We start from the raw sequence: 24,678 nt of genomic DNA on the forward strand, positions 1-24,678 counted from the left end.
CCTAAACGTTTCGACAGGCGGTTGTGAGCGGGGTTTGGCGATAGTGGAAACCCTTATGCGCGAGGCTGAGTAACCTCGGATAGACCTACCTATGACCGTCACGCTCAAGGATTTCTACGCAGACTGGTGTGGCCCGTGCAAGACCCAAGACCCAATCCTCGACGAGCTTGAAGAGGACTGGGGCGACGTTTCCTTCGAGAAGGTGAACGTAGACGAAGAACAGGACATCGCAAACGAGTATCAGGTTCGCTCGCTCCCGACGCTCATCATCGAAAACGACGGCGGCGTCGTCGAACGCTTCGTCGGTGTCACCCAGCGCGAAGACATCGAACAAGCCCTCGAAAAGGCGAGCGCATAAACGCCGACTTCTCTCCGACTTCACCGACTGTTTAGCGGAACGTAACGCCGAGGTCGTGCATCCCGTCGTTGTTCATGGCGACGTTGATGAGCAACGGCGTGATGGCTTCGACTTCCGACGCGTTTGCGAGGCCGCCCGCATCGACCGGCCGGAGTCCCTCGATCCCGTCTGAGAGCATCCGAACCGTCTCTTTTGCGTCCGGGTCGTCACCCACGAGCAGCGTGTCGATATCCAATTCAGCATCCAGATTGGCGAGCCGTGCGGCGGGCAGGTTGTGGAACGCGCCGACGACCGGCGTGCCCTCGGGGGCCGCACCGGCGGCCAACTGGGTCACGCTGCCAGCGCTCGGTGCGTTGTAGTGGAAGCCGTCGTCGTCGCGCTTCATCCCGACGGCGGGACTCACGAGGACGGTATTCTCGTCTAAGCCGTCTGCGACCGACTCGATGGTGTCGACGAGGTGGTACGCCGGAACCGCAAGCACGACCACGTCGGCGCGGTCTGCGGCCATCTGGTTGGTGAAGCCGGTGACCTTCACGTCGCGGCCGCGGCTGTCGAGTTCGGTCATGTACTCTTCTGCCTTCCCACGGGCGCGTTCGGGGTCGCGCGACCCGATGACGACCTCGTGGTTCGTGTCGTACGCCCAGCGCAGGGCGAGCCCTTCACCGATATCGCCGGTTCCACCAAGGAGTGCAATTCGCATAGCTGACCCTCGGGTGTTGGGCGATTAAACGTTTGGAGAGCGGAGGGTGTTTCAGGAAAACTGCGCGCGAACCGTTGCAAAGCCGTCGCGGTAGACGAGCCAGTAGGCCGCAACAAGTGGGAGACCAAACGCGAACGGGAGATACGGGAGTTGCGTGAGCGGGTCCGGCGGGAGGAGGAGTGCCATTGGCCCAATCGTGAAAAACGAGAGAACCCACGTCGTGAGAAAAAATTTGATGAAGCGATTCACATCCGCACTTCGTGTTACTAACCCATCAATTTTTGCGGAGTAGGTTCGGTAGCTCGTTGACCGATTCGAGCACGGCGCTTGCGCCCACGTCAGCGAATTTCTTGCGGCCTGCGTCGCCGGTAAGCCCGCCCGTAAGGACGCCAATCCCGTAGTAGACGCGCGCGCCGTCGCCGCGGTCTGCATTCAGGGCGGTCTTCACGTCGTCTAAGGTGTCGCCGACGAATGCGACGTGGGCCGCCCGGGTTCGGTCGGCCAGTCGGATGAGCGCGCGTGGGTTAGGCTTGCCTGCTTCCCAGTCGTCCATCGTCCAGCGCAGGTCGTCGGGGATGTCGAGGCCGACGCGCTCTAAGGCGATTTTCGCCTCGCCTTCGGGACGACCGGTGAGCACGGCCACGTCGAAGCGCTCGGTCAGGGCTTCGATGGTTTCGGGTTCGAGAAGCACCGGTTCGTCGTTGATGAACCCGCGCGTCTCCATCGTCGGCTCTTGACCTTCGAGTTCTCGATAGCGGTCGCTTCCGAGATAGAGCTGTTGGAACACGTCGCGCAGACGCTCTGGCTCCCACTCGTCGAAGACGGCGTCGGGTTCGTCGAGGATGACTCGCACGGCGTGTTTTGCCGCGCCGAGACCCCCACCTTCGCGGGCGATTGCGTCGGTGTATTCTTCGAGCGTCAAATCGAGGCCTTCGTGGCGGGCGAGGATGTAGAGTGCCGCCGCGTAGGTGAGTTGCCAGTCGTTGTTGAACCCGCCTGCGTCCTTGAACAGTTGAATGCCTGCCTTCTCGATAGTGTCGCCGTACACCGTCTCGATGCTCTCTACGATGGCCCGTCGGTAGGAGTCGGCCACGTCAACGAGCACGCCGTCGATGTCGAGGACGACCGTGTCTACGCGCATATCACACACTTTGCCCGGTCAGTCATAACGGGTTCGTCCGCGTTCGAGCGCACGAAAAAGGGTGTCCCCAGGAAGCATTTCAGGTTTCGCAGGGATGACTGCGGGGTCGGTGCCGAGGGTCGTGAAATAAAAGTCAGCGCCGACGCGCTTTGCGACCTCCGCGACCGCTCCTTGGAGGTCGGGTGGGCAGTTGAGCGCGTAGATGCACTCTGCGGTATCGTACACGCCGAGGCCGGGGTTGGTAATGTCATCTCGTACGAACGTCACGCCGTCCGGCACTGGCACGTCGTCGATATCTACCGCCGTCACATCCTTGCCGGAGGCGACGAGGCCCGCCGCAACGTCGGTGCGGCGGCCGATTCCCACCTCGACCAACCGGTCGTAGCGGGATAATCGGGAGACGAGTGCCTCGGTCGAGTTGTCCACGTCGGTGTGTTTATCATTGACGCAGACAAATGTGTTGCCATGCACGTCGACATCGTGCCGGTCGGCGAGGTGCCGGCGCTGGTCAAGCGTGAAGCCTCAGCCGGGCTCCGGTCTGTCTATGGCTGTGACGTCACGCTCCACGACGCTCTCGACATCCCCGAGAGCGCCTTCGACTCGAGCCGAAACCAGTACCGGGCCGAGGACTTTATCGAACTCGCCAGCCGCGTGGGGTCGGGGAACAAGAACATCGCCATCACCGCCCAAGACCTCTACTATCGTCGGCGTAACTACGTCTTTGGCCTCGCCTATCTCTCTGGCAACGGCAGCGTCATCTCGACGTACCGCCTCCAAACCTCCTCCGACGGCGGCTTTTCGAATCGCTCCTCAGAAGACGTGTTCGCAGACCGCGTCCGCAAGGAGGTCGTCCACGAAATCGGCCACACCCTCGGCCTCGAACACTGTGACAACAGCCGATGCGTCATGAACTTCTCTCCCACGGTGCGCGAAGTCGACGTGAAAGAACAGAACCTCTGTGGCACGTGCCAGCGGCAAGTGCTGTAACGTAGCATACACTTCCGAGAAGGTTATCTTCTATCGGGAACTTTTGACTATCTGCAATGTCTGAACAATCTGCCCGGTCACGCGCACGCTGGGCCATCCGCGAGGGAGCCATCATCGGAGGTATCCTCGGCTTCTGGCTGGTCGCCTTGCTCGCGTTGACCCTCCTGTTGAGCGTCGTCGCCAACGTCGCGCTGATGCTCAACCTCGAACCGTTCTATTTCTTCCACAGCCAGTCAATGCAGTTCGTGCTCCCGCTCGTCCTCCAAGCCGCAACCGCCAACGTGGCGCTCTACACGCTCGTCAGGGTGGGCATGCTGATTATCGACCACTGGCGAAAAACGAGTCCGGCAGTTCAGGGCGCGTAGTAGTACTCGCCCGCTTTCTTCTGTTCGCGGTCGAGTTGGCTGTCGAGTTTGTTGATGCGCGGACGGCCCATGCGCTCGTCGCGCCGGAACGTGATATTGAGATTCGAGAGGAACTCGTTCATCCCCTCGCGCATTTCGAGTGGCGGCGCGGCGTGGCCGTGCATCGCCGGTTCGCCGTCGAACACCATGAGGCGGTCTGCGAGCAGGTCGATCATGTAGATGTCGTGGTCGATGACCATGACCGTCGCGTCGTGATTTTCTGCATACCGGCGAATCGCCGTCGTCGCGCGAACTCGCTGTTCGACGTCGAGGTGGGCAGACGGTTCGTCGAGCAGGTAGAGGTCTGCGTCCTCAGAGAGGCACGCGGCGATGGCGACGCGCTGGCGTTCCCCGCCCGAGAGGTCCGTAAGGTTCTGCTCCATGATGCGGTCGAGTTGGAGCGGTCCCGCAATCTCCGTCTGCCAGTACGACGAGCCGAAGTCGTCGGTGATAGAGGAGAGGAACACGTCGACGCGCATCGGCTGGTCGATTTCGATGTACTGCGGTTTGTACGAGATGTCCATCCGCCAGTCGAGTTCGCCCTCGTCTGGCTGGAGGTCGCCGGTGAGCAGCTGTGCGAGCGTGGATTTCCCAATCCCGTTTGGCCCGACGATGCCGAGCACTTCGCTCTTGTAGATGTTCCCGCCTTCGACTTCTAAGCTGAACTCGCCGTCGCCGTAGGATTTCTTCAGGTCGGGGTACGAGACGAGCAGGTCGCCTTTCGCCGTTTCCCGTGGCGCGTGTTCTTCGAACTTGATGGCGTTCGGGCGAATCCGCATGTTCTCGTTGTTGAGATACCCCTGCAGGTACTCGTTGATGCCGTTTCGCACGGATTTGTTGCTCGTGATGACACCGAACGCCCCGGGTTCACCGTAGGCGATGTGGAGGGTGTCTGCGAGCATGTCGAGAATTGCAAGGTCGTGTTCGACCACGAGCATCGAGCGGTTCTCTTCCTCGGCGAGTTCGCGGATGAGGCGCGCGGCGGTCATGCGCTGGCCGATGTCCAGATACGGCGTAATCTCGTCTAAGAAGTAGAAGTCGGCGTCGCGGGCGAGCGTCGCCGCAAGCGCGACGCGCTGGAGTTCGCCGCCGGAGATGGAGTCGATGTCCTGATCCATCACCGGGCGAATCGACAGGCGGTCTACGAGTTCATCGAGAACGCCTCGTTCGTCGGTACGTTCGAGCAGTTCGCGCGTGTTCCCGTCGAACGTCTTTGGAATCTGGTCTACGTACTGCGGTTTGCGGGCAACCGTGAGGTCGCCTTCGCGCAGGTCTTCTAAGAAATCCTGTAGTTCGGTGCCGCGATACTCGTCGATGACGGCGTCCCAGCCGGGCGCATTGCCGAACTGGCCGAGGTTCGGTTCGAGTTCGCCGGAGAGAATCTTGACGGCGGTCGATTTACCAATCCCGTTCGGTCCGAGAATCCCGGTGACGCGGCCCTCTTCTGGAACCGGCAGGCCGTAGAGCGAGAAGGCGTTCTCGCCGTAGCGGTGGGTCGGTTCCTGGTTGAGCTCTTGGGGGAGGTTGATAATCTCGATTGCGTCAAACGGACACTTCGAGACGCAGATACCGCAGGTCTCACCGAGACAGATCTCCTCTGAGATACGAATCTGGTCCGGTTTGCCCTGCAGCGTGTCCTCGCCGCGTTGGGTGATGCATTCTTTGCCCGTTCGATTTGGCGGGCAGTAGTTTGCACACTCGTAGTTACAGCGGTCGGGTGAACACCGGTCTAAGTCCACGACCGCGATGCTGTCATCCGCCATGTTTAGAAGACGTGGCCTTGCAACAGGAGCGTCCAAGAAACGAACCACAGCGAGAAGGTCATGAAGCCCACGTACAGGTAGTCCTTCGTCGAGAAGTCCTGTACGTCGATGCCGAGCAGGCGCAACAGCGGCAGCTGCACCAAGATTGCACCAACGAGGGCGAACACTGCCGTCGTGTCCTGTGGTCCGGTCGCGACCATCGCGGAAATGATTGCACCGGCCACCCCCGCGAGTGCCGAGACCGACGTGACCGTAACCCCACGCATATGGGCTTTACGGCGGTCGAGCGTTTCGGTTGCCATACAGCAGTGTTCGGCTATGGAGCGTAAAAAGGCGTTCGTTCGTGCGCCCTCAATCTTTATGCTTCCAGCGCCACAGTCATTTATAGTAATGGCTGAAACTACTGGGGAGGGGCTCTCTGACCTTCCACCGAGCGCGAAGCTGGTGTTTAAAGTGCTCGAATACAACGGGCCGCTGACGCAGAAAGGTATTGTCCAAGAGTCGATGCTCTCTGCGCGCACCGTCCGATACGCCCTCGAACGGCTCGAAGAAATCGGCGCAGTGAGCGAAGATGTGTATTTCGCAGACGCACGACAGAATCTCTACGAAATTCCGTCAGAACTTATCGCGGCAGATGGCGGTGCGGACCCGGCTGTCTGCGACGACTAACTCCATACTCACTTTCTTTGTGCTTCTGAACGCTGAGCCGCGGCTGTATCTTGTGTTAGGAAAAAGGAACACTGTAACGGTGGTGTTTGAGCGCTTACAATCCGGTCATTCGGTCGGAAGGTCGACCACACCGAGTTGCTGCATCATGCCGAGTGTATCCGGCTGCACCCACCGTTCTGCAATTTTCCCGTCTTTGATACGGGTAAACACCATGTTCTGAACCTCGAACCGCTTGCCCGTCGGCTCGAGCCCCATGAACGCCCCTTCGTGGGTTCCACGGAGCGTCACGCGCATCGCCACCATGTCTCCTTCGGCGATGACTTCCTCAACCGTCGCCGAGAAATCAGCCCATGCAGTGCGCAATTCTTCGATTTGTTTCTTTACCGCGTCGCGCCCTTCTACGTCTCCGAATGGGCTGTGATCGATAATGTCGGCTGCACAGTACTCGTCGATTAGTGCTATGTTTCCTTCCGTGGCGATCTCTTCGGGGAAGCGCCGCGCAATCTGTTTGTTCTTCTCAAGTCCAGCTATTGTTGCCATGACCAACCTCTCTGTGAGCTCGATTCGGCCGATAATTGCAGCCAGTTGTCTCGCGCTCACGTAGTATCTTGGCCGCAAATCGTGTTAACTATTCGCTCGTTCGATCCGGTTCGCCAGCCGTTTTCAACCACCGAACCACCCGCTCTCGCGCGGCTCGAAACCACGCTTTCGAATTTAGCTCACCGCGAAAAAGGTTCTGCCGACAACAGGTTACGACGAGATGACCGAAATCTGTTGGCCGTGGTCGATGGCGCGCTCTAACTCTTCTGCGATTGCGCTGCCGCGCGACACCTGGATGTCGCCGCCTCGGGAGACGGTTGCAGTGAACAGGTACTCGCCGTCTGCCTGGACTTCGATGGTCTCTCCGGCCCGGTCCTTCCCGATGGGGATGACGACGTGGCGCGAGGAGATCTCAGGCGTGACAACGTCGCTGGTCTCTTTCGGGGTGCTTGCCTGGGCTCCCTGTCCAGACTCGTTGCGTTCTTCTGGGCGTTCGTCGAGCGTCCGCACGTCGATACTCATGCCGAGGCGGTCTTCGACGTCTTGGATGCGACCGCCGCCTTTGCCGATGACGTAGGAGATGTCGCGGTCTTCGACGTACACGACGGCACTCGATTGGCTCTTGATTTCCACGTCAACGTGGCCGCGGGCAATGGAGCGAATCTCACGTTCGATTTCCTTCTTTGCGAGTTTGTTCACGCCCTTGTCGCGGCTGCCACCCGCGCCGACGGGCACGGTGACGACCTGCCGGTTGAAGGTGTAGATTTCGTACTCGGGCTGGCCCGTCTCGTAGTCTCGAATCATGATGACGGGCCGGGCGAGGTCTTCTTCCATGAGGCCTTCCGGCACCTTGACTTCCGTCGTCACGTCGTACACTTTCGCCACCTGTCCGGCCTCAATGTAGATGACCGTGTCTGCCACCTGCGGGATGAGGCCGAGTTCGACGCGGCCAATCAGGCGCTGGAGGGCGTCGATGGCGCGGGTCGCGTGGACCACACCAATCATCCCAACCCCGGCGAGACGCATGTCCGCGAACACCGAGAAGTCGCTCGTTTTGCGCACTTCGTCGTAGATGGTGTAGTCGGGGCGCACCATCAGCAAGGAGTCCGCGGTCTTCTCCATCGACCCGGCGAGTTCGGTGTACTGCGTGATTTCGGGGCCGACCTGCAGGTCGCGCGGTTTCTCCATCGTTTTGACGGCGAAGCCGGTGTCGTTTAAGAACTCGGCGACGGCTTGGCCGAAGGTGGACTTCCCCGCCCCGGGAGCCCCGGCGATGAGCACGCCGCGCTGGTGTTCGAGCAGGCGCTCTTTGATGGTGTCTGCGGCGTCGTAGTCGTCCATCGTCGTCTTGACGATTGGCCGGACCGCCGTAATTTCGAGTGCGTCGGAAAACGGCGGGGACGCAATCGCAATCCGATAGTCGCGGAATTGGACGATGGTCATGCCCGGCTCTGAGAGTTCAACGAAGCCTTCTTCGTCGTCCTCTGCGCCGTGTTCGATTTCCGCCGCCATGTCACGGAGTTCGCCTTGCGTGAGCACTTCGTCGCGGATTTTCTCGAAGGACATCTCGCCGACAGAGCCGCGTTTTGCCATCGGACGGACGCCCACCTTTAGGTGGACGGACATCGTTTGGTCGTCGAAGTACTCCTCGATTTCGAGGGTGCCGACCTGCCGGATGGTCGGCTCTAAGTAGATGACTTCGAGGCCTTTCGCCTTCGCAACCTTGCTCTGGACGACGTCGCTCGTGACGAACGTGGCGTCGTACTCGGCCGCGAGGTCACGAATCAGCGCGTCGATTTCACCCTGTTTGGCACGGCTTCGCTCGCCGGTACTCGGTCGTCGTCCGACGTACTTCATGGTCACCTCACCGGCGTCGGCTAACTCTGCAAGTTTTTGGAGTTCGCTGAGGCCTGCCCAGCCACTCTCGTGGCCGTCGTTGGCCCGCGACTCAAGTTCTGCAACGACAGCTTCCGGGACGTAGACGGTCGCGCCAGCGAACTCGCCGCTTTCGACTCGTTCGGACACGCGGTGGTCGATGACCACACTCGTATCCGGTACGACATTCATACCAGAGGTACGCCCGCGAACCCTGATAAGACTGTTCAACAGGCGGTCGCGCGTGGACGCACACGACCCCTGAGAGGTAAGGCCCTCGCCCGCAACTCTTTGCTCATGACCGTCGCAGCCCTTACCCGCGACCTCGTCTCGATTCCGAGCCACGACGACGAAACCGCCGCCGGAGATTTCATCGAAAACTGGCTCCGCGAAGAAACAGACGCCGCCGTCACGCGAGACGAAACAGGCAACGTCATCGCTCGAAAAGGGTCGGGCGACCGCTCGCTCGCGCTCGTTGGCCACCACGACGTGGTCGCCCCCGACGCCTCCCAACTCAACGGCGACGAGTACGTTGTCGAAGAACGCGACGGCCGGCTCTACGGCCGAGGCACAGCAGACATGAAAGGAGCCGTCGCCGCCGCCATGTACGCCTTCCGCGACGCCGACCCGTCCTGTGAACTCGTGTTCGCCTCGTTCGTTGGCGAAGAAGTCGGCGGCACCGGCGCACGCGCCGCCATCGACGGCGGATTCGCCCCCGACTTCGCCATCGTCGGCGAAGGCTCAACCGGGTACTCTGCCGCGGGCGTCACGGACGTGGCGGTCGCCCACAAAGGCCGACGTGGGAGTACGATTACGGCGGCGGGAAAAGCCGCCCACGCGAGCGAAGTGGAGTCGGGTGAGAACGCAATCTACCGCGCCTGCGACGCCGTGAACATCGTGCGCGACCTCGATTTCCCGACCGCGACCGTGCTAGGCCACGACATGATGGGGAGCGTCGCCGTCACCGAAATCGAGGGCGGCAGCGGCTGGAACGTCATCCCTGCGTCCTGTTCGGTGACCGTAGACGAGCGCACGGTTCCCGGCGGCTACGCGCCGCTCGAACAGGTCGAGGACGTGGAAGGCGTCTCGTGGGCCGTAGACCAGGACTTACCGCCGATGGCGTGTGATGACGCCGACTTCGCCGCTCTGGTGCTCCGGGCGGCCGAGGACACACAGAACGTCGGCCCAGAGCAGGTTACGAAACCCCACGCCACCGACGCGGGGTGGCTCGCACAGGCCGGGACGACCTGCGTCATCTGTGGGGCGGCAGAACAGGGCGAGGCCCACACCAAAGACGAGAGCGTCTCCATCGCGACGCTCGAAACGTGTGAAGCAATCTACCGCGAGGTAGCCGAATCGGTCTGAGCCACCTCGTGTGAGAGGATTGATAGGCGGCGGCTTCCTTGTTCCAGTATGGCACCGGACACACCCGATGCGTACGACGCCCTTCTCTCGAAGTACCGCCGAATCTCCGGCCTGCAGGACGCGGGCCAACTGCTCTCGTGGGACCAGCAGGTCATGATGCCGCCGGGCGGCACCGGTGCGCGGTCGCGCCAACTCTCGGCGCTCTCTGCGACCAGCCACGAACTGCTCACCGCAGACGAGATTGGCGACCTGCTCGGTTCGGTCGAGGGGAACGTCTCGGGCGAGCAAGCCTCCGCAGTCCGCGAGATTCGCCGCCAGTACGACCGGGCGACACGCGTCCCGACCGAGTTGGTCGAACAAATTTCGATTGCCACCTCAGAGGCGCTGCCCGTCTGGGAGGAGGCAAAGGCCAACGACGACTTCGACGCCTTCGCGCCGACGCTCGAAAAGATGGTGGAGCTAAAGCGCGAGTACGCAGCCCACATCGACCCGGACGAAGACCCGTATGCCGTCCTCTTTGCGGACTACGAACCGTACCTTGAACTCGACACCGCAGACCGCGTCCTCTCGCGGCTCCGTGACAACCTCGTCCCGCTCATCGAAGCCGTCGGGGAAAGCGACGTAGAGCCACCGCGTCCGTTCGCCGGAACGTTCGACACGAGCACCCAAAACGAACTCTCCCGGGACGCGCTCTCGTTGCTTGGGTACGACTGGAATCGTGGCCGCCTCGACTCCTCCAGTCATCCGTTCTCGACGGGGACGCAGTTCGACTCGCGCATCACGACGCGCTTCAAAGAAGCCGACCCAATCGACGCGCTCACCGCGACCATCCACGAGTTCGGCCACGCAACCTACACGCTTGGCCTGCCACAGGACAAGTACGGCTCCCCACTTGGGGAGTCCCGCGACCTCACCGTCCACGAGTCCCAATCGCGCCTCTGGGAGAACCACATCGGTCGCTCGCGGGCGTTCTGGGAGCGCTTCCTGCCGTCGTTCAAAGACCGCTTCCCGCAGGTTGGCGGCGCGAGCGCGGACGACGCCTACCGCGCCGTCAACCGGGTTTACGATGACAACTACATCCGCGTCGAGGCGGATGAACTCACCTACCACATGCACATCGTACTCCGATACGAAATCGAGCAAGCGCTCATCCACGGCGACATCGAGGTCTCAGAGGTGCCACAGGTCTGGAACGACAAAATGGAAGAGTACCTCGGCATCCGCCCCGAGACGGACGCGGAGGGCTGTCTGCAGGACATTCACTGGAGCCACGGTAGCTTCGGCTACTTCCCGACCTACTCACTGGGTTCGGTGCTCTCCGCCCAACTCTTTGCGAGCGTCGAAGACGCCATCCCGGACGTGTACGACAAGGTGCGCGAGGGCTCGTTCGACGACCTTCACTCGTGGCTCACCACGAACGTCCACGCCCACGGCAAGCGCTACACCACGCCCGACCTCGTGGAGGAAGCGACTGGCGAGGAGTACACGGCCGACTACTTCATCGACTACGCCACCGAAAAGTACAGCGACCTGTACGACCTCGACTGAGCCGCAAACTATTCGTTTTCCCGTTTTTCGCCCACAATAGTTACAACTGTCTGGTTATTCGGCTACCATCTTCACACTGTCAAAGCCAGAAACACTAAGTACTGTCGTGGTATAGCATACCATGTATGGCCTCAGCACCGAACGACACTGTATTCGACGAGTTTCTCTCGCAACGTGGCCACGAAACTGCTGTTGTTGGATGGCAGCAGAACTATAACAAACTCCAGTGCCCAGAGTGTATGGGCCTCCACGATACAGGAGCAACGGAGTGCTCGGTATGCGGTTGGTCCCCGCGAACCGCGTAGAACCCGTCGCTGATTCATTTTTTGCACAGATGCGCCGTTGATACCGCTTATCAGGGATACTGATTTATTGTATTATTTCCATAACGATAAATGAGAAATATGCCCGAATGCCAGAACTGCGGCTCTTTCGTGACCGACGCCTACGTCCGCGTCTTTTCACCGACTGGAATCAGCGACCCTCGCGTCTGCCCGCGATGTACCGACAAAATCAGAGAGGGCGCGTCCGTTCGGGACGCCCGTTCGCCCCGAAATCCGTAGTCTGTGGGCTTCTACGCGGGCTTTTGGAGGCTAACCCAGAGGTTTATCCATCACCGTCTCTACCACATGGACAATGACTGACGCCGAACCCACGGTCACTCGTCTCTTTGGGGGGCCGGGGAGCGGGAAGACGACGGCACTTCTCGACGAAGTTGAGGACATCCTCGCACAGGAGGGTGTCGAAATCAACGACGTGCTCGTTGTCTCCTACACCCGCGCTGCAGCAGCAGAGATTCGAGAACGCCTCGCAGAGCGCCTCGATGTCACCCCGCGGTCGCTCAAGGGGAACGTCTCAACCATGCACGCAAAGGCCTACGAACTGCTCGACCTCTCGCGCAAGGACGTGGTAGGCGAGAAGGAAAAAAAGGAGTTCTGTGAGGAGTACGGCCTCGAATTCGAAGACGAATATTCGAGTTCACGCCGCCGCACCGCCCGCTCGACCACGATTGGGAACAAAATCATCGCCACGAGCCAGTGGCTCCAGCGCACCCGCCGCGAGGTGGCAGACTGGTACGACGTTCCCTTCCAGTGGAACGTAGAGAAAGTCCGCCTCCCACCGGACATCGACCCGAACGCCCAAGAGGGGAACAAGTACACCCCGACGTGGCCGTCTGACGACAAGCGCATCGACATCCCTGAGGCCATCCGCGCGTGGCAGTCCTACAAGGGCAAGCAAAACAAGGTCGGCTTCGCCGACATGCTCGAACGCGTCCACCAGCGGTCGCTGCTCCCGAGCGTTGACTACCTCGTTATCGACGAGTTCCAGGACATCACGACGCTCCAGTACGCGGTGTACGAGGAGTGGAAACAGCACATGAAACACGTCCTCATCGCGGGTGACGACGACCAGGTCGTCTACGCGTGGCAGGGCGCAGACCCGAAACTCCTGCTCGAAGAGGAGGGCGAAGACGTGATTCTCCCGAACTCCTACCGGCTGCCGTCGAAGATTCTGAACGTCGTCCAACACGAGATTCGCCACATCGAAGAGCGCCAGGAGAAGAAGCTTCGGCCGCGGAAGGAAGGCGGCATCGTCGAAGCGATGAGTTCGCCCTCCATGCTCGACCTCGTGCGCGAACTCCGGCGCACCATCGAAGAAGAGGAAGGCACCATCATGGTGCTGTTCCGGGCGCGCTATCAGATGTTCCAGTTCATGGACGAGTTCATCGACGAAGGGATTCCGTTTCGCGTCCTCACCGACCAGCGCATGTGGACCGACCGCCTCCATCAGTACGTCACCGCGGTCGAAGCCATCGACGCGGGCGAGAACGTAGATGGGTTGCAAGCACGCCGACTCGCCAACATGCTCGCGGATTCGGCGTTCGGCACGAACGACCGCGATGCGCTGTTCGAGGCCATTGAGGACGCGAAAGAGGAACACGACGAAGACGACCTCACGAATCTCGAATTCGAGCCGGATTTCATCCGCGAATTCGCGCCGTTCGTCCCCGCACCCGTGTCTGCCGCAGACATGCTCCGGAAAGTGACGTCCTTCCAGAGGCGCTCGCTCAAAGCCTACTTCGCGGGTGATTACCAGCACTTAGACCGCGAGAACGTTCGTGTGGGCACTATCCACTCCGCGAAAGGTCGTGAGGCAGACCACGTGTTCGTCGCCACCGACCTCACCGAGAAGGTCGTCGAACAGATGGCCGCGCTCCTCGAACAAGAGGGGCGCATCCCCGAGGGCATCGAGTTCACAAAGCGCACGAGTCCAATTCCGATTATGACCGACAACGAGCGGCGTGTGTTCTACGTCGGGATGAGCCGTGCGCGCGAACGCCTCGTCATGATGGAAAATCTCGTGGACGGCGCGCCGACACTCCCGATTGACGTGTTGCTCCACAACCGTCCGGTCGAAAAGCCGCTCGCAGAACTGCTCGAAGAAGCCACAGAACCGCTGTCTGCCGACTGATTACTCGTCGTCTTTCTCTTTGACCACTGCGCCCGCGACCTTCTCTGCAGCCATCCCTGGCAGGTCGCCGGGCGTCGTGATGTACTCCTCGATTGCAATCATTAGAATCGCGAGGCCGATGAAGCCGCCGCCGATGAGGTGCTCTCCTCTCGTGAGCATATCGAGGCCGAGCAAGCCCACGGGGATGGCGAAGGCGAGCGCGATGGCCAACTGGATGGTTCCGAGAATGCCCTTTCCCATTGGAAGAGCGTTTCGCTCGCGCGTGCAAAAACGCCTCGGCTGAAGGCGGGGGATTCTTTCGCTTCCCCTCCCTATCTGCCCCTATGTTCACCGGAATCGTCGAAACGACGGGTGACGTACTCGCCGTCACCGACACCGACGGCGGCCGACGGCTGAAACTCGGCGCGCCCTTTACTGACCTCCACCACGGCCAATCCATCAGCGTCAACGGAGCCTGTCTCACCGTCGAAGAATTTGGCGACGGCTGGTTCTCCGTGTTCCTCCTCAGAGAAACCGTCTCGCGTACCGCGTTTGATGCCATCGAAGAAGGCGACGTGGTCAACTTAGAGCGCGCCATGCCCGCAGACGGGCGCTTTGACGGCCACATCGTCCAAGGGCACGTCGATGGCACCGCCGAGATTCGCCGCATCGACCAGCTCGGCGACGACTGGGAGTTCGAAATTTCGCTGCCCGAAGACTCGGCCAAATACGTCGTCGAGAAGGGGTCGATTACCGTCGATGGAATCTCGCTCACGGTCGCCTCGCGCGAGGACGACTCGTTTACGGTTGCCATCATCCCGACGACCTACGACCTCACGAACCTCTCAGAGAAACAGGTCGGTGACCGCGTCCACCTCGAAGTGGATGTCATCGCGAAGTACGTAGAACAGTTGCTTTAGGCGTCGTATTCTGTTTTCTCGACTTTCATCTCGCTCGCGTCGGGCGTGTCGTGTAGGTCGCGGTAGGTGTGGCTGTATCGGCGGAGTTTGCGCAGGAGGATGTAGCCAAAGAATCCATCGTAGACGATGACGAAGCCGAGGAACACGACGAACGGCGAGACGCTCGGGATGAGCACGCTGATGAGGTCGGGGACGATGGTGACGAGCGTGTTGTAGGTTGCGTGGATGAGTGCTGCGATGAGCAGGCCTTTCACGACGATTGGGCCGCGATTTTCGGGGTTGAACTTGGCGAGTCCGAGATAGTAGCCCGCGAACGCAGAGTAGATGACGTGGCCCGGCCCGGCGAGCGCACGCACGGCGGTGATGTCGGAGCCTGCGCCCACGATGTTCCCGCTCGCGAGGAAGGCGGCGTTCAAGTTCTGGGTGATGTACAGCGCGTTTTCGATGGTGGCGAAGCCGAGTCCGGCTATCGCGCCGTACACCGCGCCGTCAATGACCGCGTCGAAGCGCTCTGAGCGGTAGGCATACAGCCGGATGGCGAGCCACTTTACGGTCTCTTCGACGGGACCGACGACGAGGTAGAACATGAACACGAGGCCGAGCACGGGGAGGGTGCCAAAGCCGGAGCCGATGGCTTGGACGCCGTTGCCGACGTAGGTGTTCAATATGCCCGCAAAGCCCGCGAATAACACGGCGAGGACGAACGTCGCAACCATGAGTTCGAGTGGCTCTTCGCTCGTCGCATCTTCGCGTCGCACGTACCATGCAAGCCCAAGGGCGGGGAGTGCAGAGAGCACGACGAGTGCGCCAACGGCTGGCTCGGTAATCGCACCAACACCACCGAGAGCGAACTGGGCGACAAAGATGATCAGTGCCATCAGAAAGACGATGGCACGAAGGGAGAACTTGAGCCCGCGGAAAATGGAGACTGCAACGCGGTCGAGCCGAGACCGCACCTCCCACGTCGCAACATCGTAGAGATCTTGTGACCCGTCGGCGCGCGCCTGAATCGGGTCGCGTCTATCCGTCATGCACCGATGTATGCCATCCCCGACCCTAATTGTTCTGCCTACTAGCCCTCCTTCAAACACCTAATACAGGTGTTAGGGGTAGTTTTATCACTGCCTTCGTGCCGAGTGTTGGGTCATGGCACGGTACAGCACGAGCAGAGGCCTGCTCTACACGGCCCCACCGAAAACCGACCGACGGACCACAACCGAAGAACACGCACCGACGACAGCCAAAGACCTCCCGACCGTCACCGACGACGCCCCGACGGCCGCCCCCGCAGACGACTGAGCACAGACCGCGCTATTTTCAATCCCGCCCACCCAACCGTGGAACATGCACTTCGACCAGCGAACGCAGGCGGCCCTTCGTGACGCTGGCCTCTCGCTCGACGACCTGAAAACGGTCTCTCGCAATATCGTCGAGACGACGCAGGCTGACGCAGACCGCCTCCGTGCCTTCTTCGAGGAACACGACACCGTCTACTCGGACATGGATCTCGCCCACAGCCGCGACGACTTTCCAGAACACACCGTGTCCTACTGCGACCTGTTCACCCACGGCGCGGACATCCGCGGCTACCTCCGCTTTGACTCGTGGGGCGTCCCCGTCGAAGGCGGGCGCATCCTTGGCGACGACGTGGTCGAACTGAACCTCGGCGCGACGGTGCACGACCGCGTCCGCTTTGCCACCTCGCGCGACGCGCTATGAACGTCCGCGTCCGCGGCATCTACACGACCGCCATCACCCACCTGCTCCACGAGGCGGGCCACGACGTGGTGCTCGCCTCAGAACCCATCCAGAACCGGTTTGACGAATCGTTCCCCGACGCCGAATACGACGCAACCGTCGAGACCACCGCCGACCGCCAAGGTGTTTCGGTCATCGGCACCGAGGACGCTGTTTTCGCCCTCACAGACCTGCTTTCGGTGGATATCGACACGTTCTCGTGGGCAGACCCGGCCCCGAGGGGGGCCATCTGCAACGCCGTCGTGATGGAGACGAAAAAGAGCGGCGCAATCGTGGATGTGGGCGAATGCGACGCCTTTCTCCCGTACTCGAAGGTTGACGACCGCGTCGAAGAAGGCGACGCGCTCCGCGTACAGGTGCGCGACCCCGCCGCCCCGTGGAGCGACGACCGGCCGGTCGTTGACACCCGCATCAGAGTGATGGGCGGCCTCGTCACCCTCGTCCGAGGCAGCAAACCGTCCGGGACCCGCCCGATGGCCCTCGGCGACCTGCTCCCGACCGACCCACCCGAGGGCTGGTACATGAACTGGGGACGGGACGCAGACGACGCCAGCCTCGACGCCCTCGACGACGCGCTTTCGGGAGCGGTCGAACAGGCAACGGCCATCGAGCAGGCGCTGTCGTCGGCACCCGCACCCGAAGACGACGCTCCGCACCTGCACTACACGGGCGACGCCACGCGCTGGGTTTGGTTCGGCCGCGACTCCCGGTTCGCGCTCGACGACCACCGCCGCGCCGTGACGACGACGATGCCCGGCCACCACCGGACGAAGGCCGCAGACCGTCGCGCGAGCGCCGCCGTTGATTTCGCAGAGGCCATCTGCGACCCGAGCGGGGGCTTTCCCTTCGCTGCCGTCACTCGACAGTTCGGCCCGCTGACGGGCGACCGACTGGCGATTGGCCACGGCAAACCCGAAGGTCGGCTCATCACGCTTGGGTCAGGAACAGTCACCGACCGAGACGTGGACAAACAGCGCATCACTCTGACCCGCGAAATGTCGCCCGGTGGCTCCTACGACGCCTTAGACGTGCCCCGACGCGCCGGGGACGTGGCGGTCACGAAGTTCACTGAAGGCAAATGGTGGTATCCCACGGTGTACAAGAGTCAGGACGGCGAGCGCCGGGGCACCTACGTCAACATCTGTACGCCGGTCGAACTGTTCCCCGACAGCGTCCGCTACGTGGACTTACACGTCGATGTCATCAAACACGCAGATGGCACGGTCGAGCGCGTCGATGACGACGAACTCGACGACGCCGTTTCCGCCGGACACATTTCACCCGAACTCGCAGAAAAAGCGCGACGCGTCGCGAGCGCCATCGAAAACGCGCTCTAATCAGACTGCTCTTCTCGCCGCAGATAGCGCCACGCGCCCAGACCGACTCCGGTAATCGCTGCGGGCACGCCAAAGCCCGGACCGGAGGTGTCGGTTGTCGTCTCTTCTGTCGTGGTGGTCGATTGCGTCGTCGTGGTGGTCTGGGTCGTGGTTTGGGTGGTCGTCGTCTGCGTCGCAGTTTGTGTCGCCGTCGGGGTTTCCGTTTCCGTCAACGACGGCGGATTTGCTTGCTCGCCCGCCCGGTCGGGGAAGGTGTAGAGTGCCGTGCCATTGGCACCGTCGCCGCTCGGGTTCTCGTGGCTGGTTGCGACGAAAAATTCGCCCGGGACGGCGAGTTGTGCCGTCCAGAAACTCGTTTCGTCGGGTTCGCGCCACCACGCGAGCTCCTCGGGGGTGGCCGGGTCTGCGATGTCGTGAATCTTCACGCCGCCTTGGTACCACGAGGTGTAGAGGTGGTCGCCCGCGATGTCGAAGTTGTGCGAGGTGGTCCACGTCCCTTGGAAGGTGCCATCTGCAGTCTCCGGCGGCGCAATCATGGCGAGCGACTCCGGCGCGGTTTTATCGGAAATGTCGAACAGTTCGATGCCACTCGGCCCGCCCGTATCGTCAGCGGCGTCTACGTCCCACGACTCGCCGCCGACGCCCATCACCGTCGCGTCGTCGTTGACCGTGACGTAGTGGTCGTTGCCCGGCGGCTCGAACACCATCTGTCTGAGCTGGTCGTCGGTGAGTTGGGCGAGTTCGTCCGGGTCTGGCGTCCGCACGTTGCCGAGATACTCGGGGTTCGCCGGGTCAGAACAATCGACAATCCACGTCCCGGCATCCCAGAAGACGAGATACGCAATCGGGTTTTTGACGTACAGGTCGTGGAGCGTCCAGACGCTGGTGTTGATGTCGGCCCACCGCTCGTCGTGGTCGGCGATCGACCAGCGGCCGACTTCTTCCGGTTCGCCGCTCACGTCAACGATGACGAGTTCGTTTCTTCGCGTATCGATGTCGGCGTGTTCGTTGTCGCCGAGGTAGGCGGTGTCGCCTTCGAGGTAGACGTTGTGGTGGAAGAAGTTCGTCTCGTACACAGCGCGCTGGGTCGGATTCTCGGGGTCTGAGACGTCGTAGATGACGAGTGCGTTGATGTTCTGACTCGCCGTGGGGTTCGCCGGCCCGGCGACGAGGAGCGTGTCGCCGTCTATTTTCACGTCGTAGATACCGCGAAGTGGCCCACCCTCAACGTCGCTCAGCAACCCCCGTTCTTCTGCGAGCACCGTCGGGTTTGCGGGGCTACTCACGTCCACGATGGCGAAGCCGTTGGTCAGGGCCACATAGGCGGTTTCGCCGTCGGCGCTCACGACGACCTCTTTTGCGCGAGGAAGGTCAAGGCGCGCAATCGGTGCATAGCCGGATTCTTGCGCAGTGCCGATATGACTGAAAAGGGGGAGGGCGGCGCCTGCGGCTGCAGCCTGGAGGACCTGTCTGCGGCGCATGCCCCATGTAAACCCGTTACATATATGATGGTTTTGGTCAGGTCATTCGTGGCTCAATTGCTGTTGTTGTTGGTGGGCAACTGCGGGATGAGCCACGAGAGGAACGCGTCTTCGCTCCGGGTCTGCATCCAGATGCGTCCGGGACCGGTGAACGTCACGACGAGGCCTTCGCCGCTCAGCAGCGTCGACTTGAGGCCGCCGACTTTGTTCACCGTGAAGTTCGCCGTCTCCTCGAAGGCGACGACGTGACCCGTGTCGACGATGTATCTCTCGTCTGCATCCAACTCGACTTCTTGAATCGCACCGTAGCTCGACAGGAAGGTTTCACCCGTCCCGGTGAGCTTGAGCAAGAACAGGCCTTCGCCGCCGAAGAACGTCCGCCCGCCGCCGAACTTCGTGTCGATGTCGATGCTCGGGTCTGCGGCGAGAAACGACCCCGACTGGACGTAGAGCGTTTCGTCTTCTAAGTCGTGGTTCACCACGTCGCCGGGAAGCGGCGGAGCGAGCGTGACGTGCCCGGCGGTGTTCGCGGTAAACGTGTTCATGAAGAAACTCTCGCCGCCGAGGACCGAACGCTTCAGCGACCCGAGAATCCCCCCGTTCGCCGCGGTCTTGATTTCGACGCCGTCTGTGTAGCTGACCATCGAACCAGCTTCGGTGACGATTGCCTCGCCTGTATCAAGGTGAACGGTCACGAGGGCGAACGACGGGCGGTGGTCGATTTCGTGGTGCATTACACCTACGTGTTAGTTTGCCTCCACTAAGGAGATTTGCCCCGTTTGGGTCGCGTCAGTCTCGCCGGACGTACGTCACCGGGCACGGGGCGGCAAAGAGCACTTCCTGTGCCGTAGAGCCGAACACGGCCTTGCCCGTCGGGGAACGCTTTCTCCCGCCGATGACGACGCGGTCTGCATCGACGTTCTCTGCGAGGGTGACGATAGCGTCGCCGTGGTTTCCGACTGCGCCTTCGATTTCGTACGATACCTCCGCGTCGTCAAAGTGTGCCGCGAGGTCTCGAATCGTCGTGTGCCGTCGGGCGACTTCACCGGGCTCTGCACGGGTTTGCGGTGTGTAGTCGAGTTGGTCTAACACCGATTCGAACTCGTCTTCGGTGAACACGTGGCCGAGTACCACGGTCGCGCCGGTTGGCTTCGCCACCTCGATAACGGTCTGTGCAAGTTTGTTCACGCTGTTTGCGTCGCGGGGGCCAACCGCGAGTAACATGGTGTCAAGTGCCATGCTCGGCTGGTTGTTTCGTGACCGGCTAAAACGTACGGCCATCAATGAGCGACTGCTTTTCTACCCCGCTCGCGTGCCACCGTCTCACACCCTAACCGACAGCGTTTCACTGCTTCCGTCCATACGCAGACGTAGATGAGCAAGGACTACATCGAGGTTCGGGGGGCCAACGAACACAACCTGAAAGACCTCGACGTTCGCGTGCCACGCGAGACGTTCACCGTCGTCACCGGACTGTCGGGGTCGGGCAAGTCGTCGCTCGCCTTCGACACCATTTACGCCGAGGGTCAACGGCGCTACATCGAGAGTCTGAGCGCCTACGCCCGCAACTTCCTCGGGCAGATGGACAAGCCGCAAGTCGAGAGCGTCGAAGGGCTGTCACCGGCTATCTCCATCGACCAGAAAAACGGGGCGAACAACCCCCGCTCAACGGTCGGAACGGTGACCGAACTCCACGACTACCTGCGGCTGCTGTACGCCCGCGTCGGGATTCCTCACTGTCCCGAGTGTGGCCGTGAGGTGGGCGAACAGAGCGCCCAGAACATGGTGCGCCGGATTCTCGAACTGCCCGACGGAACCAAGGCGAAAATCGCCGCGCCGGTCGTCCGCGACCAGAAAGGCGCGTTCGCAGACCTGTTTTCGGACCTCGTGAGCGACGGCTACTCGCGCGTCGAAGTCGACGGCGAGGAGTACGACCTCACCACAGAGAAGCCAACGCTTGACGAGAACTTCCGTCACACCGTAGATGTCATCGTAGACCGCGTAAAAATCGCAGAGAAGGCGCGTTCACGCATCACCGACAGCGTCGAAACCGCGCTCCGCGAAGCCGACGGCATCATCAAAGTCATCCTACCGAACCCGCCAGAGGGCGTCCGTCTCGGCTCCGAGACGCGTTCGACCGGGTCGCTTAGCGCGGATGCGGAGAAAGACGGCCGCCTCGTCGTTGAGTTCTCAGAAGACCTCGCGTGCACCCACTGTGGCATCGACCTGAGCGAAGTCGAGACGCGGAGTTTCTCCTTCAACAGCCCGTACGGGGCGTGTCCGGAGTGTTCCGGACTTGGGGAGACGAAAGAAATCGACGAAGCACTCGTGATTCAAGATGCGAACCAGCCGTTGAAACACGTCTTCGAGCCGTGGAGCTACAACCGGAACTACTACCGCCGCCAGCTCGACTCGATGGGCGAGCACTACGACGTTTCGCTTGACACGCCATTTGAAGAACTCGATGAGGAAGTCCAGCAGGGCTTTCTCTACGGCACTCGCGAGGACGTGCTGTTCGAGTGGAAGACGAAAAATGGAATTCGCCGCAAGGAACAGCCGTTCGAGGGCGTCATCCCGAATCTCGAACGCCGCCACGTCGAAACCGACAGCAAGCGCGCTCGTGAGCACATCGAGAAGTTCATGTCCGTCACGACGTGCCCGGCGTGTAACGGCTCGCGCCTGAAACCCGAATCGCGCGCGGTGCTCGTCTCCGGTACGTCGCTGCCCGAGGTGAACCGGATGAGCATCGGTGATGCACTCTCCTACTTCGAAGGCCTCGAAGACACGTTCACCGACCGCGAGCGAACCATCGCCACGGAGATTCTCAAAGAGATTCGCGCCCGGCTCGGGTTCATGTGCGAAGTCGGCCTCGAATACCTCACGCTCGACCGCGAGGCGGCGACCCTCTCGGGCGGGGAGAGCCAGCGGATTCGTCTCGCTACGCAAATCGGGTCCGGCCTCGTCGGCGTGCTCTACGTGCTCGACGAACCGTCGATTGGCCTCCACCAGCGCGACAACGACCGCCTGCTCAACACGCTCTGTGAACTCCGCGACATCGGGAACACGCTCCTCGTCGTCGAACACGACGAGGAGACGATGCGCCGGGCGGACAACATCATCGACATGGGACCGGGTCCCGGAAAACGCGGCGGCGAAGTCGTCTTCCAAGGCACCTACGACGAAATCCTCGATGCTGACACCATCACCGCGGAGTACCTCTCCGGCCGGAAAGCGATTCCCGTCCCAACAGAGCGACGCGAAGCGGCCGACTCGATCACCATTCGCGGCGCGCGCCAGCACAACCTCAAGAACCTCGACGTGGACATTCCGCTCGGCTGTTTCACCGCCGTCACGGGCGTCTCTGGCTCCGGGAAATCGACGCTGATGCACGAGATTCTCTACAAGAGCCTCGCGCGGACGATGAACAACAACACGAGCGTTGACCCCGGCGAGCACGACTCCATCGAGGGCCTTGACCAAATCGAGACGGTGCGCCTCATCGACCAGAGTCCGATTGGCCGCACCCCGCGGTCGAATCCGGCGACCTACACCGGGGTGTTCGACTACATCCGCGAACTGTTCGCAAAGACGAAACTCGCCCGCCAGCGCGGCTACGAGAAGGGACGCTTCTCGTTCAACGTGAAAGGCGGCCGCTGTGAGGAGTGTGGCGGACAGGGCACCGTCAAAATCGAGATGAACTTCCTCTCAGACGTGTACGTCCCGTGCGAGGAGTGTGAAGGCGACCGCTACAACGACGAGACCCTCGACGTGACCTACAAGGGCAAGACCATCGCTGACGTGCTGGATATGAGCATCGAGGAAGCACTCGAATTCTTCGAGGCGGACACGCGCATCAAGCGCCGTCTGCAACTGCTCTCCGACGTTGGCCTCGACTACATGCGCCTTGGCCAGCCCTCGACCACGCTCTCGGGCGGCGAAGCCCAGCGCGTCAAACTCGCCGAAGAACTCGGTAAGAAACAGACCGGCGAAACGCTGTACCTGCTCGACGAGCCAACGACTGGCCTCCACTCGGAAGACGAGCGCAAACTCATCGAGGTGCTCCAGCGACTCGTGGACAACGGGAACAGCGTGGTCGTCGTTGAACACGAACTCGACCTCGTCAAAAACGCAGACCACATCATTGACCTCGGGCCGGAAGGCGGCGAGAAAGGCGGCCAAATCGTCGCCCGCGGCACGCCCGAAGAAATCGCCCGCACCGACGACTCTCACACCGGTCGCTACCTCCGTGACCTGCTTCCGGACATCGAACTCGACGGGCCGCGCGCAGACCGCGTCGCTCCGGCGATGACGACCGACGACGACTAACGACGCTACATCTCTTTCTGCTGAGAGCGCGTAGCTTTCACTATGACCGCCATTTACGCACCATTCCGTGAGGTGCTCGTCGTCGCCACCGGCCGTGGCGAGGACTGGCAGGCAACCGAACGCCTCGACGGCCATGCACTCGAATGCGTGGCCGTCTCGCAGGCCGCACCCGATCGTGTGTTCGTCGGAACCTTCGACGACGGACTGCAGCGCAGTCTCGACGCTGGCGACACGTGGGAACAGGTTGGTGGGGACGTCATCGAGGGTGCCGTGATGTCGGCGCGGGTGAGTCCGCACGACCCTGACACGGTCTACGTCGGCACTGAACCAAGCGCCGTCTATCGTTCAACTGATGGGGGCGATTCGTGGACGGCGCTCTCGCCGCTCACCGACCTTCCCTCAGCAGACGAGTGGTACTTCCCGCCGCGTCCAGACACCCACCACGTTCGGTGGATTGAGGTCGACCCGGCAGACCCAGAACTCCTCTACGTCGGCATTGAGGCCGGAGCGTTCGTTTACTCCGAAGACGGCGGCGAGTCGTGGCACGAACGCCCCTCCGGCTCGCGCTATGACAACCACTCGCTGGCCGTCCACCCAGATGCGCCTGGACGCGTCTATGCGGCGGCCGGCGACGGCTACGCCGAGTCACGAGACGGCGGGAAATCGTGGAGCCACCTACAGGACGGGTTGCGCCACCGCTACTGCTGGAGCGTCGCACCCGACCCGGGCGACCCGGACACGGTGGTTCTCACCGCAGCCGCCGGGCCGTATTCGGCGCACAACCCATCGTCTGCTGAGTCCTTCGTCTACAGACGCGAGGGCGACGGTGCGTGGGAACGCTGTGGGACAGATCTCGGAGAAGGAGACGGACTGGTTCGCCCTGAGTTGGCGACGGTCGGCGAGCCCGGAGTCGTCTACGCGTTCTCGAACCGCGGCATCTCGCGCTCGTCGGATGCCGGAAAATCGTGGGACTCGCTCTCGGTTCCGTGGAGCGACCGCTACACCGGACTGACACCACGCGGCTTCGCGGTCATCGAATAGGGGCACACAGCCAG

General features: G+C 61.7%; 28 protein-coding genes. 15 read left to right on the forward strand and 13 right to left on the reverse strand.

All coding sequences use genetic code 11. The features are described from left to right. The first annotated feature begins 91 nt into the window (after positions 1 to 91). Positions 92 to 358, forward strand: coding sequence for a thioredoxin (gene trxA / locus V5N13_RS10600; RefSeq protein ID WP_332897888.1), 267 nt, complete (start codon positions 92 to 94; stop codon positions 356 to 358). A 31-nt stretch (positions 359 to 389) separates the two neighbouring features. On the opposite strand, the gene npdG is transcribed toward trxA, so the two are convergent. The 4 genes from npdG to V5N13_RS10620 are packed head-to-tail and all read right to left on the reverse strand — an operon-like array spanning position 390 to position 2,625. Beyond that, positions 390 to 1,058: an NADPH-dependent F420 reductase gene (npdG, locus tag V5N13_RS10605; protein WP_332897889.1), complete on the reverse strand. Its 669-nt coding sequence runs from the start codon at positions 1,056 to 1,058 to the stop codon at positions 390 to 392. Between the two features lie 51 nt (positions 1,059 to 1,109). Further along, positions 1,110 to 1,307, reverse strand: coding sequence for a DUF7534 family protein (locus V5N13_RS10610; protein ID WP_336360734.1), 198 nt, complete (start codon positions 1,305 to 1,307; stop codon positions 1,110 to 1,112). A 25-nt stretch (positions 1,308 to 1,332) separates the two neighbouring features. After that, positions 1,333 to 2,199: a TIGR01548 family HAD-type hydrolase gene (locus V5N13_RS10615; RefSeq protein ID WP_336360735.1), complete on the reverse strand. Its 867-nt coding sequence runs from the start codon at positions 2,197 to 2,199 to the stop codon at positions 1,333 to 1,335. 18 nt (positions 2,200 to 2,217) lie between these two features. Further along, on the reverse strand, positions 2,218 to 2,625 hold the full coding sequence (locus V5N13_RS10620; RefSeq protein WP_332897892.1) for a UPF0146 family protein: 408 nt from the start codon (positions 2,623 to 2,625) through the stop codon (positions 2,218 to 2,220). A 39-nt stretch (positions 2,626 to 2,664) separates the two neighbouring features. Here V5N13_RS10620 and V5N13_RS10625 point away from each other — a divergent pair, with 39 nt between their 5' ends. Together V5N13_RS10625 and V5N13_RS10630 are read left to right on the forward strand one after the other, a co-directional pair. After that, positions 2,665 to 3,186 carry an archaemetzincin family Zn-dependent metalloprotease gene (locus V5N13_RS10625; protein WP_332897893.1) on the forward strand — a complete coding sequence of 174 codons (522 nt, stop codon included), beginning with the start codon at positions 2,665 to 2,667 and terminating at the stop codon, positions 3,184 to 3,186. Positions 3,187 to 3,242: 56 nt separating this feature from the next. Next, the gene (locus tag V5N13_RS10630; protein ID WP_336360736.1) at positions 3,243 to 3,551 is read left to right on the forward strand and encodes a hypothetical protein; all 309 of its coding nucleotides are present in this window, start codon (positions 3,243 to 3,245) and stop codon (positions 3,549 to 3,551) included. Here the strand turns inward: V5N13_RS10630 and V5N13_RS10635 are convergent. After that, positions 3,539 to 5,353: a ribosome biogenesis/translation initiation ATPase RLI gene (locus tag V5N13_RS10635; protein ID WP_332897895.1), complete on the reverse strand. Its 1,815-nt coding sequence runs from the start codon at positions 5,351 to 5,353 to the stop codon at positions 3,539 to 3,541. The two genes, V5N13_RS10630 and V5N13_RS10635, sit on opposite strands and share 13 nt — an antisense overlap. Before the next feature lie 2 nt (positions 5,354 to 5,355). Continuing rightward, positions 5,356 to 5,655, reverse strand: a complete 300-nt coding sequence (locus V5N13_RS10640) for an EMC6-like membrane protein (protein ID WP_332897896.1) — start codon at positions 5,653 to 5,655, stop codon at positions 5,356 to 5,358. An 88-nt stretch (positions 5,656 to 5,743) separates the two neighbouring features. Between V5N13_RS10640 and V5N13_RS10645 the strand changes: the two genes are divergently transcribed. Then, positions 5,744 to 6,022 carry a MarR family transcriptional regulator gene (locus V5N13_RS10645; RefSeq protein WP_332897897.1) on the forward strand — a complete coding sequence of 93 codons (279 nt, stop codon included), beginning with the start codon at positions 5,744 to 5,746 and terminating at the stop codon, positions 6,020 to 6,022. A 105-nt stretch (positions 6,023 to 6,127) separates the two neighbouring features. On the opposite strand, the gene V5N13_RS10650 is transcribed toward V5N13_RS10645, so the two are convergent. Both V5N13_RS10650 and V5N13_RS10655 read right to left on the reverse strand, forming a co-directional pair. Further along, positions 6,128 to 6,562 (reverse strand): ester cyclase, encoded by a 435-nt coding sequence (locus tag V5N13_RS10650; protein WP_336360737.1) that lies wholly within the window; start codon positions 6,560 to 6,562, stop codon positions 6,128 to 6,130. Between the two features lie 210 nt (positions 6,563 to 6,772). Continuing rightward, positions 6,773 to 8,629, reverse strand: coding sequence for a PINc/VapC family ATPase (locus tag V5N13_RS10655; RefSeq protein WP_336360738.1), 1,857 nt, complete (start codon positions 8,627 to 8,629; stop codon positions 6,773 to 6,775). 105 nt (positions 8,630 to 8,734) lie between these two features. On the opposite strand from V5N13_RS10655, the gene V5N13_RS10660 reads away from it, so the two are divergent. The 5 genes from V5N13_RS10660 (at position 8,735) to V5N13_RS10675 (ending at position 13,822) form a co-directional block, all read left to right on the forward strand. After that, a complete protein-coding gene (locus V5N13_RS10660; protein WP_336360739.1) occupies positions 8,735 to 9,802 on the forward strand; it encodes a M20 family metallopeptidase in 1,068 nt (355 codons plus the stop codon). Positions 9,803 to 9,850: 48 nt separating this feature from the next. Continuing rightward, entirely contained in the window at positions 9,851 to 11,350 is a 1,500-nt protein-coding gene (locus tag V5N13_RS10665) for a carboxypeptidase M32 (protein ID WP_336360740.1), read from the forward strand. Positions 11,351 to 11,475: 125 nt separating this feature from the next. Then, positions 11,476 to 11,655, forward strand: a complete 180-nt coding sequence (locus V5N13_RS10670; protein WP_332897902.1) for an HVO_0416 family zinc finger protein — start codon at positions 11,476 to 11,478, stop codon at positions 11,653 to 11,655. 99 nt (positions 11,656 to 11,754) lie between these two features. Beyond that, positions 11,755 to 11,913, forward strand: coding sequence for a DUF7563 family protein (locus V5N13_RS17170; RefSeq protein ID WP_442904954.1), 159 nt, complete (start codon positions 11,755 to 11,757; stop codon positions 11,911 to 11,913). 73 nt (positions 11,914 to 11,986) lie between these two features. Next, a complete protein-coding gene (locus tag V5N13_RS10675; protein ID WP_336360741.1) occupies positions 11,987 to 13,822 on the forward strand; it encodes an ATP-dependent helicase in 1,836 nt (611 codons plus the stop codon). Here V5N13_RS10675 and V5N13_RS10680 read toward each other — a convergent pair whose 3' ends face one another. Then, the gene (locus V5N13_RS10680; protein ID WP_332897904.1) at positions 13,823 to 14,062 is read right to left on the reverse strand and encodes a DUF7533 family protein; all 240 of its coding nucleotides are present in this window, start codon (positions 14,060 to 14,062) and stop codon (positions 13,823 to 13,825) included. An 83-nt stretch (positions 14,063 to 14,145) separates the two neighbouring features. Here V5N13_RS10680 and V5N13_RS10685 point away from each other — a divergent pair, with 83 nt between their 5' ends. Continuing rightward, complete coding sequence (locus V5N13_RS10685) at positions 14,146 to 14,721, forward strand: riboflavin synthase (protein WP_336360742.1); 576 nt, start codon at positions 14,146 to 14,148, stop codon at positions 14,719 to 14,721. On the opposite strand, the gene V5N13_RS10690 is transcribed toward V5N13_RS10685, so the two are convergent. Beyond that, entirely contained in the window at positions 14,718 to 15,752 is a 1,035-nt protein-coding gene (locus tag V5N13_RS10690; RefSeq protein ID WP_336360743.1) for a PrsW family intramembrane metalloprotease, read from the reverse strand. The two genes, V5N13_RS10685 and V5N13_RS10690, sit on opposite strands and share 4 nt — an antisense overlap. A 115-nt stretch (positions 15,753 to 15,867) precedes the next feature. Between V5N13_RS10690 and V5N13_RS10695 the strand changes: the two genes are divergently transcribed. The 3 genes from V5N13_RS10695 to V5N13_RS10705 are packed head-to-tail and all read left to right on the forward strand — an operon-like array spanning position 15,868 to position 17,816. Then, positions 15,868 to 16,020 (forward strand): hypothetical protein, encoded by a 153-nt coding sequence (locus V5N13_RS10695; protein WP_336360744.1) that lies wholly within the window; start codon positions 15,868 to 15,870, stop codon positions 16,018 to 16,020. A gap of 45 nt (positions 16,021 to 16,065) precedes the next feature. Continuing rightward, positions 16,066 to 16,440, forward strand: coding sequence for a DUF7532 family protein (locus V5N13_RS10700; protein WP_336360745.1), 375 nt, complete (start codon positions 16,066 to 16,068; stop codon positions 16,438 to 16,440). Then, positions 16,437 to 17,816 carry a DUF402 domain-containing protein gene (locus V5N13_RS10705; RefSeq protein WP_336360746.1) on the forward strand — a complete coding sequence of 460 codons (1,380 nt, stop codon included), beginning with the start codon at positions 16,437 to 16,439 and terminating at the stop codon, positions 17,814 to 17,816. Before V5N13_RS10700 ends, V5N13_RS10705 begins: the two co-directional genes overlap by 4 nt. Here V5N13_RS10705 and V5N13_RS10710 read toward each other — a convergent pair. From V5N13_RS10710 to V5N13_RS10720, 3 genes are read right to left on the reverse strand one after another with little or no spacing between them, the layout of a single operon-like run. Next, positions 17,813 to 19,297, reverse strand: a complete 1,485-nt coding sequence (locus tag V5N13_RS10710; RefSeq protein WP_336360747.1) for an LVIVD repeat-containing protein — start codon at positions 19,295 to 19,297, stop codon at positions 17,813 to 17,815. The genes V5N13_RS10705 and V5N13_RS10710 overlap by 4 nt on opposite strands. 53 nt (positions 19,298 to 19,350) lie before the next feature. Next, on the reverse strand, positions 19,351 to 20,031 hold the full coding sequence (locus V5N13_RS10715; protein ID WP_336360748.1) for a TIGR00266 family protein: 681 nt from the start codon (positions 20,029 to 20,031) through the stop codon (positions 19,351 to 19,353). A 55-nt stretch (positions 20,032 to 20,086) separates the two neighbouring features. Then, the gene (locus V5N13_RS10720) at positions 20,087 to 20,536 is read right to left on the reverse strand and encodes a universal stress protein (RefSeq protein ID WP_336360749.1); all 450 of its coding nucleotides are present in this window, start codon (positions 20,534 to 20,536) and stop codon (positions 20,087 to 20,089) included. 135 nt (positions 20,537 to 20,671) lie between these two features. Between V5N13_RS10720 and uvrA the strand changes: the two genes are divergently transcribed. Next, the gene (gene uvrA, locus V5N13_RS10725) at positions 20,672 to 23,623 is read left to right on the forward strand and encodes an excinuclease ABC subunit UvrA (protein WP_336360750.1); all 2,952 of its coding nucleotides are present in this window, start codon (positions 20,672 to 20,674) and stop codon (positions 23,621 to 23,623) included. 42 nt (positions 23,624 to 23,665) lie between these two features. Further along, a complete protein-coding gene (locus tag V5N13_RS10730; protein ID WP_336360751.1) occupies positions 23,666 to 24,664 on the forward strand; it encodes a WD40/YVTN/BNR-like repeat-containing protein in 999 nt (332 codons plus the stop codon). The last annotated feature ends 14 nt before the right edge of the window (positions 24,665 to 24,678 follow it).

Origin of the sequence: Haladaptatus sp. ZSTT2 (genome assembly GCF_037081775.1) — an archaeon.
GTDB lineage: Archaea > Halobacteriota > Halobacteria > Halobacteriales > Halococcaceae > QDMS2.